Genomic DNA, 15,833 nt, shown 5'->3' with positions numbered 1-15,833 from the left:
GATGGGAGTGTTCTCATCAGAGTGCGGCAAGAACACAAGTGATTTTTCACTGCTTAAGGAGGAAACATGTCTGTAGGAATTTTAGCCCTTGTTGCGATCATCCCGATCGTACTGGCATTGGTACTGATGGTTGGCCTGCGTTGGCCCGCTACTAAAGCTATGCCCGTTGCATGGCTTTCTGCTGTTGCAGGCGCAATTGCCGTCTGGAATCTGCCCGCAACTTACGTTGCTGCTCTTACCGTTCACGGTTTTATCACCGCTATCGGCGTCCTGATTATTGTTTTCGGGGCTATTATCATTCTTTATACTTTGCAATATTCCGGCGGTATGGAGACCATTCAGTATGGTTTCCAGGGTATCAGCCGTGACCGTCGCGTACAGGTTCTGATTATCGGTTACCTGTTTGCCGCATTCATTGAAGGTGCCGCAGGTTTCGGTACTCCCGCAGCTCTGGCAGCTCCGCTGCTCCTCAGCCTCGGGTTCCCCCCTCTGTGTGCAGTTGTAATGTGTCTGGTTTACAACTCCTTCCCCGTAACCTTCGGTGCTGTTGGTACCCCGGTTATTCTCGGTTTTAAATACCTGACCTCTTATGTTGACCAGGCTATCGCAGCATCAGTTCCTGGCCTGAACTTCTCCTCCATGGAAATGTTCAACTCCATCGTTGGTCAGTGGGCAACTGTAATGCATGTTCCCATGATTTACATCCTGCCCATTTTCATGCTCGGCTTCATGACCCGTTTCTTCGGTGAAAACAAGAGCTGGTCTGAAGGCTTTGGCGCATGGAAATTCTCCCTTTTCGCATCCACCGCTTTCACCGTTCCTTACCTCCTTACCGCTTGGTTCGTAGGACCAGAGTTCCCCTCCCTTATTGGTGGTCTCGTAGGTCTTGGTATCGCTGTATTCGGCGCAAAGAAAGGTTTCTGCGTACCTGAAAAATCTTGGGACTTCGGCGCACCCTCCACTTGGGATGCTGAATGGACCGGTTCCGTATCCGCTGAAAACTCCGGTGAATTTAAAGCTCACATGAGCCAGTTTAAGGCATGGACCCCTTACATTCTTATCGGTCTCATCCTTGTTATTACCCGTATCCCCGAGCTCGGCCTGAAAGGCATGCTCGCTGGTGTTGCAATTCCCTTTAAAAACATTCTCGGGTTTGAATCCGTAAACAACTCCATCAAGATTCTGTACCTCCCCGGTACCATTCCTTTCGCACTTGTTGCAGTACTGACCATCTTCATCCACGGCATGCCTGCAGCTAAAGCTGCAACCGCTTGGAAAGAAGCAATCGCAAAAATGAAGAACCCCACCATCGCACTGTTCTTCTCTGTAGCGCTGGTATCCATCTTCCGCGGTTCCGGTATTGCTGATGCAGCACTGAACCCCAACGGTTACATGTCCATGCCTCTGGCACTGGCTGAAGCTGTTTCCGGTCTTGCCGGTCACACTTGGCCCATGTTTGCATCCTTCGTAGGTGGTCTCGGTTCCTTCATCACCGGTTCTAACACCGTATCCGACCTTCTCTTCGCTGAATTCCAGTGGGGCGTAGCAGCTAAACTCGATCTGCCCCGTCAGATCATAGTAGCAGCACAGGGTGTTGGTGGTGCAATGGGTAACATGATCTGCATCCATAACATTGTTGCAGCATGTGCTGTTGTAGGTCTCTCCGGTATGGAAGGCGCAATCCTCAAACGTACCGTATGGCCCTTCCTCGTATACGGTGTGGTTGTAGGTATCGTAGCTTGCGTACTTTCCTTCGTAATGTATCCGACTCTGTTCTAATTAAATAACGTCCCCTCAGGGCCGGAGACGGCTCCGGCCCTGAGAGTTTGATTAGTCCAGATTGATTCATATAAATGATTGTTTTTTAGATTCAGGAGCAAAAAAAACATGTCCAACGCTAAATTAGCAAAAGACTTTGAAAAGATTGTAGGTGCTGGAAATGTCATGCACGAAGAGGCTGACCTCCATGCGTATTCTTACGATTCCGCGGTACTCGATCCCCAGGTACCCTCACTCGTAATTAAGCCTACCACTACCGAACAGCTCGGTCCCGTAACAAGGCTTTGTAATGAGCACGGCCTGCCCATGACCGTTCGCGGCGCTGGAACCAACCTCTCCGGTGGTACCATTCCCCATCCCGGCGGTGTTGTTGTTCTGACTAACGGTCTCAACAAAATCCTCGAAATTAATGAGCAGGACCTCTACGCAGTAGTAGAACCCGGTGTTGTAACTGCACAGTTTGCAGCACAGGTTGCCGCTAAAGGACTTTTCTATCCCCCGGATCCGGGTTCCCAGGCTGTTTCAACCATCGGTGGTAACGTTGCTGAGAACGCAGGCGGACTCCGCGGACTTAAATACGGTGTTACCAAAGACTACGTCATGGGCATGGATTTCTATGATGTAAACGGTGACCTGATTAAATCCGGCTCCCGCACAGTTAAGTGCGTAACCGGTTACAACCTTGCTGGTCTCATGGTTGCTTCCGAAGGAACTCTGGGTGTGTTCTCCAACATCATCCTTAAGCTTGTTCCTCCGCCGAAGGCTTCCAAGGCTATGATGGCAGTGTTCCCTGACGTTCACAAAGCATCTGAAACAGTTGCTTCCATCATCGCGAACCACATCGTTCCCTGTACCCTCGAATTCCTTGATAATTCCACCATCCGTTACGTGGAAGACTTCACTAAAGCCGGCCTGCCCACTGATGCTGGCGCAATCCTGCTCATCGAAGTTGACGGCCATCAGGCTGAAGTCATCGAAGATGCGGAAAAGGTTGTTAACATTTGTAAGAAATGCGGTGCCAACGAAGTTAAAATGGCTGAAACCGCTGAAGAGCGTGAAGCTCTCTGGACTGCTCGTCGTAACGCTCTGCCTGCTCTTGCACGTGCGAAACCGACTACTGTTCTTGAAGACGCTACCGTTCCCCGTTCCCAGATTCCTGCAATGATGGAAGGTCTGGAAAGAATAGCTGCTAAGTACAAAATCGACATCGGAACCTTCGGTCACGCCGGTGATGGTAACCTGCACCCCACCATCCTCTGCGACAACCGTAACAAAGAAGAGTTCCACCGCGTAGAAGAAGCAGTTAACGAAATCTTTGATGTTGCCCTTTCCCTCAAGGGTACCCTTTCCGGTGAACACGGAATCGGTATGGCAAAATCCAAGTGGATGGAAAAAGAAACTTCCAAGGCTACCCTTGAGTACTCCCTGAAAATGAAGCGTGCTATTGATCCTAAGGGCATTCTGAACCCCACCAAGATCATCGGAGACGTATAGCATGGAAGATCTCAAGCAATTAGCTCAAAACCTCATGGAGCTGGATGACCAGATGGTCGCCTGCATGAAGTGCGGTATGTGTCAGGCAGTATGTCCTGTTTTTGCCGAAACCATGCAGGAAGCTGACGTGACCCGCGGCAAGATTGCTCTTCTTGAGAAGCTTGCTCATGAAATGGTCAAAGACGCTGATCAGGTTAACGAAAAGCTTAACAGGTGTCTGCTTTGCGGTTCCTGTGCAGCCAACTGTCCGTCCGGCGTAAAGATTATGGACATCTTCATGAAGGCGCGCGTTATCGTTACCTCTTACAAGGGACTTTCTCCCGCTAAGAAGATGATCTTCAAGGGACTGCTTACCCGTCCCAAGCTCTTTAACACTCTGACTGAAATGAGTGCGAAGTTTCAGGGCCCGTTTGCAAAGATCGCCGACAAGGCATCCGGTGCTGCAAGCTGTGCCATGCTGAACCCGCTTCTCGGTGAACGTCACTTCATGCCTCTGGCCAAAAGACCTTTCCGCAAGGATTATCCTGAACTGGATACTCCCCGCGGTAAAAGCGGTCTCAAGGTAGCTTTCTACCCCGGCTGTGTTGTGGATAAGATGTTCCCCAATGTAGGTCATGCGGCAATCAAGATTCTTGAACACCACGGCGTCGGAATCTTCCTGCCCAAGGGACAGGCATGCTGCGGTATCCCCACACTGGCTTCCGGTGATGCTGATACCATGGTTGCGCTCATGAAGCAGAACATCAAGGCTTTCGAAAACGGAACCTATGATTATCTGGTGACTCCCTGTGCTACCTGCACAGCTACTCTCCATGAGACCTGGCCCAAGATGATTGAAAACGAAGATCCCGTTTTTATTGAAAAAGTTAAGGATCTCGCAGCTAAGACTATGGACATTAACGCATTCCTCGTTGATATCGTGGGCGTTAAGGCTCCTGCAGAAGCCAAGAAGGGCGGTAAGGTCGTCACCTACCACGACCCCTGTCACCTCTCTAAATCACTTGGTGTTACTGCACAGCCCCGTACCTTGCTGAAGCAGAATGAAAACTATGAGTTCAAGGAAATGAACGAAGCCAACCGTTGCTGCGGCTGCGGTGGTTCCTTCAACCTTTACCACTACGACCTCTCCAAGAGCATCGGTGAGCGCAAGGCAGGAAATGTCCGCGACGCAGGTGCACAGGTTGCGGCAACCGGTTGCCCTGCATGCATGATGCAACTCGGTGACATGCTGTCCCAGACCGGCGGTGGAGTAGAGGTAAAACACGTCCTTGAAATCTACGCCGATTCCCTGAAGTAGTATACGAAAGTAGTCCAGAATGATTTCATTCTGGACTACTTCACTAAAAAACGTTCAAATAGGGATTGGCTGGAAACAATTTTTCCGGGTTTGTAGGATCGTCAAAGTTCAGATCCGGCCCAAGATTAACTAAATGAAATAGCGTGGACTCTTCAAATGCGGCTCTGAAGGTTCCAGCCGTTCACGCTTTACACAGGAGATAATCCCAGTGTCTAAAAACCTTTACATCACAGCCACCGAAGAGAAGAGTGGTAAATCTGCCATTGCTCTTGGCGTGATGCAACTGTTGCTGAGAGACCTGCAGCATGTCGCCATCTTCCGTCCTATCATTAATGATAACCAGACCGGATCCCGCGATCACGATATCAATCTGATCATGGAGTACTTCAATCTGGATATCAGTTATGAAGACACCTATGCCTACACACTGAAGGAAGCACGTGAACTCATCAACAGTGGCAAACACTCCCTGCTGCTGGAAAATATCCTCAACAAGTACAGCCAGCTTGAAGAGAAGTACGATTTCGTGCTTTGCGAAGGAACCGACTTTCAGGGCAAAGACCAGAACTTTGAGTTTGACATCAATGCGGAAATCGCCGCCAACCTCAGCTGCCCCGTTCTTCTGGTTGCAAACGGAAGAGGGAAGAGCGCTGACGACATAATTGCATCCACCCAGCTTGTTATCGATGCACTCGAAGACAAGGGCGTAGACACCGTAGCCGCAATCATCAACAGGCTCACTGCTACCGACGAAGAAAAGAATGAAATCCTGTCCAGCATCAAATGCAAGACCAGATGCACTCAGGAACTTCTTGTTTACGGTATCGATGAAAATGAAAGCCTGGGTAACCCCAGCATGAATGATGTACGTAAATGGCTGAACGGTTCCGTACTGTACGGCCACGGAAGACTCGATACTCTCGTTGATGACTATGTTATCGCAGCGATGCGTATCGGTAACTTCCTTGAGTACATCGAAGACGGCAGCCTTATTATCACTCCCGGTGACCGCTCCGATATTATTCTGAGCTCTCTGGCTTCCCGTCTTTCCAGCTCTTTCCCGGATATCTCCGGTATTCTGCTTACCGGTGGCCTGCAGCCCAGCGCATCCGTACATCGTCTTATCGAAGGTTGGACCGGTGTTCCCACCCCCATCCTTTCCGTATCAACAAACACTTATCGTACCACTCAGTTACTGAGCGAACTGTACGGAAGAATTGATCCTGACGATCAGCGCAAGACTGCTTCCGCCCTCGGTACCTTTGAAGCAAATGTAAAGACCGATGAACTCAGACATCGTCTTATCACCAGCAAGTCCAGCAAAGTTACTCCCAAGATGTTCGAGTACAAGCTGGTCCAGAAAGCGAAAGCCAACAAGCAGACTATCGTACTGCCTGAAGGAACAAGCGAAAGAGTTCTTCGCGCTGCTGATATTCTTACCCGTCGCGGCGTTGCAGATATCGTTCTGCTTGGTAAGGCTGATGAAGTTGCCGGTAAGATTTCCCAGCTTGGTCTTGAAATGAACGATGTGCGTATTCTCGATCCCGAGTCTGCACCTCAGTTTGATGACTACTGCGAAACCTACTTCAAGCTGCGTGAACACAAAGGCATCCGTATGTCTGATGCACGTGACCGCATGCTCGATCCCACTTACTTTGCTTCCATGATGGTTCAGAAGGGTGATGCAGACGGTATGGTTTCCGGTTCCATCACCACAACTGCCCAGACTATCCGTCCTGCTTTTGAGTTCATCAAGACCAAGCCCGGTGCGTCCATCGTATCCAGTGTCTTCCTGATGTGCCTCAAAGACAAAGTACTGGTCTTCGGTGACTGCGCAGTTAACCCGAACCCCAATGCGGAACAGCTTGCCGAAATCGCTCTGAACTCTGCTGAAACCGCGAAGATATTCGGTGTTGAACCCCGTGTAGCTCTGATGTCTTACTCCACCGGTCAGTCCGGTAAGGGTGCAGACGTTGAGAAGGTTAAGGAAGCAGTAAAAATCGCCAAGGAACGCAACCCCGAATTGAAGCTCGAAGGGCCTATTCAGTACGATGCAGCCATCGATCCTTCCGTTGCGAAAACCAAGCTTCCGGATAGTGAAGTTGCAGGCCAGGCAACCGTTTTTATTTTCCCCGATCTTAATACTGGCAATAATACTTATAAAGCTGTACAACGCTCCGCCGAACAGTCAGTCGCTATCGGCCCTGTACTTCAGGGTCTCAATAAGCCTGTGAACGACCTGTCAAGAGGCTGCACTGTTCCGGATATTGTTAATACTGTCGCAATCACAGCAATTCAGGCTCAGGCCGAAAAAGGACTTATTTAATGAAAATCTTAGTTATTAACGCTGGTAGCTCTTCTATCAAATACCAGCTTTTGGACATGTCTAACGGTAATGACCTTGCTTCCGGTATTGTTGAACGTATCGGTGAAGCGATGGGTAGCATCTCTTACAAGACCGGTGAAAAATACACTGCTGAGCAGCCTTTCCCCACTCACAGGGAAGGTATGGTTGAAGTCATCAACCTGCTGACTGATGCTGACAAAGGTGTTGTTAAAGACAAAGCTGAAATCGCAGCTATCGGTCACCGTATCGTTCACGGTGGTGAGCTTTTCTTCGAGCCCGTTGAAATCGACGACAAAGTTCTGCAGGGCATTCGCGATTGTATTCCTCTCGCACCTCTGCACAACCCCGGTCACGTTATCGGTATCGAAACCGCTATGGAACTGTTCCCCGGTGTAAGACAGGTTGCCGTTTTCGACACCTCTTTCCACCAGACCATGGAGCCCAAGGCTTACATGTACGGTGTTCCTTACAAATACTACGAAGACTGGGGTCTCAGAAGATACGGTGCACACGGCACTTCCCACAAGTATGTTGCCCGCGAAACCGCTAAACTTCTCGGCAAGCCTCTTGAAGAGTCCAACATCATTACTGTTCACCTCGGAAACGGTGCTTCCATTTCCGCAGTTAAGAACGGTAAGTGCTACGACACTTCCATGGGCCTGACTCCTCTCGGCGGTATTATCATGGGTACCCGTTGCGGTGACATTGACCCCGCAATCGTAGGTTTCATCGCTGAAAGAACCAAGCAGAGCGCAGCTGAAGTTGTTGCTACCCTGACCAACGAGTCCGGTCTCAAAGGTATCTGCGGTTCCAACGATCTGCGTGACATCCACGCTCGCATCGAAGAAGGCGACGAAAAAGCTAAACTCGCTCTGGACATGGCTTGCCACAAAGTACGTCAGTTCATCGGTGCCTATGCATTCGAACTGGGCCGTGTAGATGCTATCGTATTCACCGCGGGTATTGGTGAAAACGACGAAATTTACCGTGAGAACTGCCTCTCCGGTCTCGAAAACTTCGGCATCACCATCAACAAAGATAAGAACGAAAACTGGGATAGAACTCCCTCCTTCATCAGTGAAGACGACGGTGCTGTAAAGGTAGCGATCATCGCCACTAACGAAGAACTCGAAATTGCTAACGATACTGTCAAAGTTCTCGGACTGTAGACAAGTATATATTGTAAAAGAAACCGGGGTGAAGTGCGGAAGACTTCACCCCGGTAGAAGAATGGACAGGCATCTTTATTTTCTGTGACAGCCAGCAATAAATTAATGTTTATTACATCAAATTCGTACCGATGAATTTGATAGGCTTATCATTAAGAAGCACTGCCTGAAGGAAACGGTCCGTAGCAGCCTTAAAGGAAGGGGCTGTGCCACCAGTCTTGTGGAAGGGATATGGTGGTCATTTACGGAAATATTAACGGACAATGTGTTAATAACAGCGTCCATCGTATTTGGGGGAAAAATGACAGCTAAAGCTGAAAGTGTAAAGCTTTTTACCGATAAAGCTGAGCTTGTGTCCGCTGTAGTAACAGAGATTTCTTCTCTGGATGAAGCTTACAAGTACACAATGGATCTCTGCGGAAAAAAAGAAGCCTGTAAAATGCTTATTTCTGGTTGTGAACAGAACCTCTCCAACAAGGCTGAGCAGCTCTGTGCAACTAAAATTGGTAAAACCATCGTCGCACCGGCACTGACCAAGAAAGAGTCAGCAGCACTGGAAAAACTGTGTGAGGAAAACGGTTTTACCCTGATTAAAGATAGCGTTCGTAACCATCTCGGCGGTATTGATATCGCATTCACCTATGCTGACCACGGTATAGCCGAGACCGGAACCATCGTAGTCAACTGTCCCAGTGAAGAATTGAGACTTGCTACCATGATCAGTGAAGTACACGTAGCCGTTCTGCCGAAGTCCAAGCTTGTGGAGAACTCTTACGATCTCGAATCATGGATGGAAGGTAACATGATGAAAGGTGATTACACTGCATTCATCACCGGTGCCAGCCGTACTGCCGACATCGAGCGTGTTCTCGCTATCGGTGTACACGGTCCCCTTGAACTTCATATTCTTCTTCTGGAGGACTAATCATGCAGGACGCTAAGAATCTTAAAGAATATAGGAAAGAGATCAGGGAATCCCTTGATAACGATTTTCTCAGAACCGCAATGGATAAATTTGCTGTTGCCTATCGTGGCAGCCGCGCCAATGCGTTCAAAGATATGGATGAAAAAGCTCTGATTCGTGAAATCGCAGATGCTAAAGATGCAGCTGCTCAGAGAATCGACGAACTTTTCGCCCAGTTTAAAGAAGAAGCTGAAAAGCGCGGTGCAGTTGTTCACCTTGCCAAAGATGCTAAAGAAGCCAATGAAATCATCGGCCGCATCGCTGTAGAGGAAAACTGCAAGACCATCGTTAAATCCAAGTCCATGACTGCGGAAGAAACTCTTCTTAACCACCATCTTGAAGATGATCTTAATCTCAAGGTTGTTGAAACCGACCTTGGTGAGTGGATCATTCAGATGCGTCACGAAGGGCCTTCCCACATGGTTATGCCTGCTATTCACCTTTCCCGCCATCAGGTCAGCGACCTTTTCTCTGATGTGACCGGCCAGAAGCAGGGTGATGATGTTCAGGCTCTTGTTAAGGTTGCCCGCCGCGAACTTCGTCAGGCTTTTGTTGATGCTGATATGGGCATCTCCGGCGGTAACTTTGCTATCGCCGAAACCGGTTCCATCGGTCTGGTTACCAACGAAGGTAACGCCCGTCTGGTTACCACTCTACCCAGAGTTCATGTAGCTCTCATGGGTCTTGATAAACTGACTCCCAAACTTCATGACGCTCTGCGCGTGCTGAAGGCACTGCCCCGTAACGCTACCGGGCAGGCGATCACCTCTTATGTTACCTGGATCACCGGGTCCAACGAGTGTGCTGCGGCTGAGGATGACAGGAAGAAAGTGCACTTCGTGTTTTTGGACAATGGAAGACGCGCTCTCGCAAAGGACCCGGTGTTCTCTCAAGTTCATCGTTGCGTACGCTGTGGCGCATGCGCCAACGTTTGTCCTGTCTACCGCATGGTCGGCGGCCACAAAATGGGCCATATTTATATCGGGGCTATCGGCCTCATCCTTACCTACTTCTACCACGGTACTGAGAAAGCCAAGAACCTTGTTCAAAACTGCATCAACTGTGGAGCATGTAAGGAAATTTGCGCAGGTGGAATTGACCTGCCCGGTCTGATTAAAGACATTCAGGCCCGCATTCTGGAAGAAGAGGGACATCCCATGTACTCCTCCTTCCTCGCGAAAATGATGAAGAACCGCAAACTCTTCCACAAGTTCCTGCGCATTGCTAAGACTGCACAGAAACCTGTGAAGGGCAAAGACGGCTTCATGCGTCACCTGCCCATGATTTTCATGCCTGATCATGACTTCAGGGCACTGCCTACCGTTGCTGAAGTTCCCTTCCGTGACATGTGGGCGAAGGTTCAGCCTGCAAAGGTTGCAGCTCCCAAGTACAAAGTCGGTCTTTTCTCCGGTTGCGTACAGGACTTCGTATACCCTGAACAGTCTGTTGCTACCGTGGAAAGCATGCGCAATAAGGACGTTAACCTCGAATTCCCCATGGATCAGTCCTGCTGCGGTCTGCCGCTGCAGATGATGGGTGAAGTAACTGCCGCAAGGGATGTTGCTATCCAGAACATTGAAGCTTTCGAAGGTACTGATTGCGATTACATCCTGACCATGTGTGCATCCTGTGCTTCCCACCTGAAGCACAACTACATGAAGATGCTCGGCAAAGATCCTCAGTACGCAACCCGCGTAAAGGAATTTGCTGACAAGGTCATCGACTACAGCTCCTTCATGAACGATGTTCTCGGTGTTGAAAAAGAAGACTTCCTTGATTCTGCCGGAGACTCCGTGACCTATCACGCTCCCTGCCACCTCTGCCGCGGTCTGGATGTTAAAGCCGCTCCCCGCGAACTGATGGCAAAAGCAGGACTTGATTACAAGGAAAGTGCTGAAGAAGAAGTATGCTGCGGTTTCGGTGGAACCTACTCTGTGAAGTTCCCCAAGATCTCCGAACAGCTGCTTGAGAAGAAAATCAATAATGCGAAGGAAAGCGGTGCAAAAATACTGCTGACTGACTGCCCCGGTTGCGTAATGCAGATCCGTGGTGGTGCCAAGAAGCAGGGTGCTGACCTCGAAGTTAAGCACATTGCTGAATACATGGCAGCTCGCAGAAAATAAAACATGACACACGCTCACTGTCCGCGGCTATGTTTGCCGGTCGCGGACAGTGGTTTAAAATGCGGCATGTAATAATGCCTCCAAACCCGGTACCTTCACCTCGCAACTGAAAACGCCGGTTACAGGCCGCACATCTAAGGCTTTTCCATTCGCTCGCCCGATGGAAAAGCCTTTTTTGTTGCAAGTCGCCAAGGGCAATAATGATTCTCGTAATTTGAGTATAACGGCTACTGGGTTAACTTTTGTTGTTATGCTTCCGATATATCTGTATTGTGAATTCTAAGCTGCAACGTAGGATATTATCGTCGCAGTTTTTTAACAAAAAGGGAGATATGTATGTTGAAGAATCTGTCAATCGGCGGGCGGTTTGTCCTTTTACTGGCTTCAGTCTTGGTTTTTTTGATAGTCTGCGGAGTTATGTTTCTTGCAGAGATCAGACAGGTCGAGAATATCGGTCTCACTGAGATTGAAAACGTTATGTTACAGGGTCAAAAGGATAAGGTGGAGGTTGCCACCCGTGCAGCAGCCGAATCTTTGGGATCACAGCTTCACGCTGTAGACGGCGATGATGCAAAAATAGATTTTATCCGTAAGTCAATTGACAGTTTTAGATTTGAAAATGACAAGTCTGGCTATTTCTTTGTTTACAAGGGTACTGTTAATGTAGCCTTGCCACCTAAAAAATCCTTACACGGTAAGGATTTAAGTGGAGCAAAAGATAAAAACGGTGTGTTTTTTGTCCGTGAGCTTGCTCGCGCTGCTCAAAACGGCGGTGGTTTTGTGCAATATATTTTCGATAAGCCTGGCAAAGGACTTCAGCCAAAGCTTGCTTACGCTACCATGGTTCCCGGTACTGATATGTGGATTGGAACCGGTGTTTATATTGACAACATCGAGGCGGCAAAGCTTCGTGTCGCAACAATGATTGATTCAGCTGTTAAAGCCGACACAACCAAGATTGTGTTGATCATGCTCGCTATGCTGCTTTTTGCTCTTACTCCGCTTTGTCTCGTTATCGTCCGCTCCATAGTTAATCCTGTTAAGGAAGCTACCGATGCCGCCAGCCGTGTTGCCGAAGGTGATCTTACCGTCACGCTCAACCCGACCGGTAGAAGTGAGATCTCTACTTTGCAACGGGCTATTAACACAATGACTACCACTCTTGATGAGAATCTCACTGATATTAAGCGCAAGGAAGCTGAGTCGGCAGAACAGGCTCGAGTCGCTCAAAAAATGGCTGCCGAGGCCGAAGAGGCTCGCCAGCAGGCCGAAGGCGCTAAGCGTGAGGGCATGCTGGCAGCTGCAAATAAACTAGAGTCCGTTCTGAATAATATCGTGAAAATCTCCCGCGATGTAGAAAAGTCCACTAATGAAATCATGAACGGTAGTGACTTCCAGAAACAGCGTATCGCTGAAACAGCTACTGCCATGGAAGAAATGAATGCGACTGTTCTTGAAGTGGCAAAAAATGCCACTGAGACCAACGAAGACACCGAGCAAACCAGAGATAAAGCCAGCGAAGGGCAGACTGTGGTCCAAGGGACAATTGAATCTATGGTCGGCATTCAAGAACAGACCAATGAACTGGAAAGACTTATGGATCAGCTTAATACCCAGTCCATCGAGATTGGTAATGTTATGAGCGTGATCAATGATATTGCTGACCAGACCAACCTGTTGGCTCTAAATGCAGCCATTGAAGCCGCCCGTGCCGGGGAAGCTGGCAGGGGGTTTGCCGTTGTTGCGGACGAAGTTCGCAAGCTGGCTGAAAAAACCATTGGTGCTACTGATCAGGTTGATAAGTCGATCACTTCTATTCAGGGTCTCGCCAAGCAGAATATTGAAGGTATGCGTAACGCTGTAGAAGCTATCGGTGGTGCTACTGAGCATTCCCGTGCTTCCGGAGCTGTGCTTTCTGAGATTGTAAGTCTGGCTTCAAATGCCGCAGGACAGGTTCAGTCTATCGCTACTGCTGCGGAAGAGCAGTCCGCAACTTCTGATGAGATCAATCGCAGCATAACTGAGATTGATTCAATGACTGAGGATAACGCCCGTAACAGTATGCTTGCTGCTGAAGCTGCCACAGATCTTTCTCGTGAAGTTGCTGCTTTGGTTGCATTGGTGGAAGAACTTAGAAGTTAACTTTATTTGGGCTTGTGGAGCCTGTAAAAATAGGCTCTAATACAGCCTCGAAATACATCATCCATTGTCCTTTATTCATATGCACTTAAGGAACGGAGGAAAAAATGATTAAACATATCGTAATGTGGAACTTGAAAGAGGAAGCTGCCGGCGCAACCGCTGCTGAAAATGGAGTCAAAGTCAAAGAAATGATTGAGGCTCTTAACGGTAAAATTGCAGAACTCAAACATGTTGAGGTCAGTGTGGATGTTTTTGAAGCCACACAAAAATGGGATTTAGTGCTTTACTCAGAGTTCGACAGCAAGGAAGACCTACAGGCCTATGCAGTGCATCCTCTGCATCAGGAATGTGTTGCATTTATCAAAGAAGTAGTGTCTTCACGAGATGCAATCGATTATGTGATTTAAATATAGCTGTATACGCTTTAAAAGGCCGAAGACGATAAGTCTTCGGCCTTTTTTTGTAACTGGTGTTTTGAATAGTAATGCTTATATTTATAAAAGGAGGTGTTTTTAGTAAAGATAAGTACATCAGTGTATGTTCTTGCGTAAATATTTATGCGCAAAATTGTTATGAAAAACTTTGAATTTATCCACCAAAGGTGTATATTTTTATTAAGACTTGGATTTTTTCCTGATAAAGTGTGAGGGCATCTTTATCTAAAACTATAAAGAGGGGGAGGGCCTATGTTGAAGAATCTGTCGATAGGTGCAAGGTTTTTTATGCTACTGGCTTTGATGGTGCTTTTCCTGATTGTGACTGGGTTATTTTTTATGGGAGCCATTCGGGATGTAACCAATCTCGGTGTAAGTAATACAGAAGAAATAATGTTCCAGGATCAAAAGGATAAGGTCAAGGTGGCCACCCTTGCCATGGCCCGTTCACTTGGTGTGGAAATAAAGAATATCAGTGACGAAAATGAAAAGCTTGAATTCCTCCGCGCAGCCCTTGATCCAGTTCGATTTGAAGAGGATAGTTCTGGTTATTTCTTTGTCTATAAGGGCACGGTGAATATGGTCATGCCTCCTAAGAAGTCTCTGCATGGTAAGGATCTTGGGGGGCTGAAGGATCAGAATGGGTTGCTGCTTATTCAGGAGCTTTCCAAGGTCGCCCACTCTGGAGGCGGTTTTGTTAAGTATTATTTTGAAAAGCCCGGATCCGGTGTGCAACCTAAGATCAGTTATTCCATGATGATTCCCGGCACTGATATGTGGATTGGTACGGGCGTTTACATTGATAATATCGAAGTAGAAGCAGGTAAGATGGATAGTTTGATGCATGAAAGTGCTAATGCTTTTACTATGAAGATTGTCATAGGGGCGGGAGCCGTTCTGCTGCTGATAGTTTTGCCTCTTTCCATGTATTTGGTCCGGTCAATTGTAAATCCGCTGACTGCATCAACTGAAGCAGCAACTTCTGTTGCTGAGGGTAACCTTGACGTTTCCCTCAATCCTGAAGGGCGTAATGAGATCGCTACTTTGCAGGTTGCTTTGAATACTATGGTGGAGACTTTGGCTGCCAACCTTGAAAGTATCAAGGCCAAGGAAGCTGAATCCCAAGAACAGGCTCGTATTGCAGAAGAAGCTGCAGCCGAAGCCCGCGAGGCCCAGATCAGGGCAGAGGGAGCAAAGAAGGAAGGTATGCTTGCTGCTGCTGATAGGCTGCAGGAGGTTGTAGAAAGAGTCTCAAGTATTACTACTGAGGTTTCCAGTAATGCAGAAGAGATTCAGCGCGGAAGTGAGTTTCAAAAGCAGCGTGTTACTGAAACAGCCACTGCCATGGAAGAGATGAATGTTACCGTTCTTGAAGTCGCTAAGAACGCTACTGAAACCAATGAGAGTTCCGCACAGTCTATGGAAAAGGCCAGTGAAGGGGCCAAGGTTGTGCAAGAAGTAATATTGGCTATGGGTAATATTCAGCAGCGAACCACCAGTCTGAAGGAATCTATGGAACATCTGGATACTCAGGCTGTGGAAATCGGTAATGTGCTTGGTGTAATTAATGATATTGCCGACCAGACCAACCTGCTGGCACTGAATGCTGCTATTGAAGCTGCGCGTGCAGGTGAAGCAGGCAGGGGATTTGCAGTTGTTGCAGACGAAGTGCGTAAGCTGGCTGAAAAGACCATTGGCGCTACTGATGAGGTAGAAAAGAGCATCAGCGGTATTCAGGCTTTAACTCGTGAAAACGTTAAGGGTATGGATGCTACTGTTGAGGTCGTGGCAAGTGCCACCGAGCTCTCACGTTCCTCTGGTGATATGCTGGATGAGATCGTTGAGCTTGCAAAGAACTCAGCTGATCAGGTCCGCTCTATTGCAACTGCTGCTGAAGAGCAGTCCGCAACTTCGGAAGAGATCAACCGTAGTGTTGGTGAAATTGATACTATGACTGAGGAGAATGCTCATAATAGTCAATTGGCCGCGGAAGGAACCCGTTCTCTTTCTACTGAAGTTCAGGAACTTCTGAATCTGGTTGAAGAGTTGCGCAGTGAAGATTAATGATAGGCTATAGGGACAGA

10 protein-coding genes are annotated in these 15,833 nt (G+C 48.2%); all 10 read left to right on the top strand.

The window, feature by feature from the left end:
• Positions 1–66: 66 nt before the first annotated feature.
• On the top strand, positions 67–1,779 hold the full coding sequence (locus ACNI23_RS08385; RefSeq protein ID WP_420247894.1) for an L-lactate permease: 1,713 nt from the start codon (positions 67–69) through the stop codon (positions 1,777–1,779).
• 108 nt (positions 1,780–1,887) lie between these two features.
• The gene (locus ACNI23_RS08380) at positions 1,888–3,273 is read left to right on the top strand and encodes an FAD-binding oxidoreductase (protein WP_420247892.1); all 1,386 of its coding nucleotides are present in this window, start codon (positions 1,888–1,890) and stop codon (positions 3,271–3,273) included.
• Between the two features lies 1 nt (position 3,274).
• Positions 3,275–4,570, top strand: coding sequence for a (Fe-S)-binding protein (locus ACNI23_RS08375; RefSeq protein ID WP_420247890.1), 1,296 nt, complete (start codon positions 3,275–3,277; stop codon positions 4,568–4,570).
• Between the two features lie 208 nt (positions 4,571–4,778).
• On the top strand, positions 4,779–6,896 hold the full coding sequence (gene pta, locus ACNI23_RS08370) for a phosphate acetyltransferase (RefSeq protein ID WP_420247888.1): 2,118 nt from the start codon (positions 4,779–4,781) through the stop codon (positions 6,894–6,896).
• Positions 6,896–8,086 (top strand): acetate kinase, encoded by a 1,191-nt coding sequence (locus ACNI23_RS08365; RefSeq protein ID WP_420247887.1) that lies wholly within the window; start codon positions 6,896–6,898, stop codon positions 8,084–8,086. Before pta ends, ACNI23_RS08365 begins: the two co-directional genes overlap by 1 nt.
• 301 nt (positions 8,087–8,387) lie before the next feature.
• Positions 8,388–9,011 carry a lactate utilization protein gene (locus ACNI23_RS08360; RefSeq protein WP_420247885.1) on the top strand — a complete coding sequence of 208 codons (624 nt, stop codon included), beginning with the start codon at positions 8,388–8,390 and terminating at the stop codon, positions 9,009–9,011.
• Positions 9,012–9,013: 2 nt separating this feature from the next.
• On the top strand, positions 9,014–11,173 hold the full coding sequence (ldhH, locus tag ACNI23_RS08355) for an L-lactate dehydrogenase (quinone) large subunit LdhH (protein ID WP_420247883.1): 2,160 nt from the start codon (positions 9,014–9,016) through the stop codon (positions 11,171–11,173).
• 336 nt (positions 11,174–11,509) lie between these two features.
• Positions 11,510–13,315, top strand: coding sequence for a methyl-accepting chemotaxis protein (locus ACNI23_RS08350; protein ID WP_420247880.1), 1,806 nt, complete (start codon positions 11,510–11,512; stop codon positions 13,313–13,315).
• A gap of 104 nt (positions 13,316–13,419) precedes the next feature.
• A complete protein-coding gene (locus tag ACNI23_RS08345) occupies positions 13,420–13,722 on the top strand; it encodes a Dabb family protein (RefSeq protein ID WP_015852437.1) in 303 nt (100 codons plus the stop codon).
• Between the two features lie 279 nt (positions 13,723–14,001).
• On the top strand, positions 14,002–15,813 hold the full coding sequence (locus ACNI23_RS08340; protein WP_420247878.1) for a methyl-accepting chemotaxis protein: 1,812 nt from the start codon (positions 14,002–14,004) through the stop codon (positions 15,811–15,813).
• Positions 15,814–15,833 lie beyond the last annotated feature (20 nt).

The sequence above is a fragment of the Maridesulfovibrio pacificus (SeqCode) genome, assembly GCF_048612815.1.
GTDB classification, from domain to species: domain Bacteria; phylum Desulfobacterota; class Desulfovibrionia; order Desulfovibrionales; family Desulfovibrionaceae; genus Maridesulfovibrio; species Maridesulfovibrio pacificus.
The sequence above is the reverse complement of the archived record's forward strand: the minus strand, read 5'-3'. Positions and strand labels throughout refer to the sequence as shown.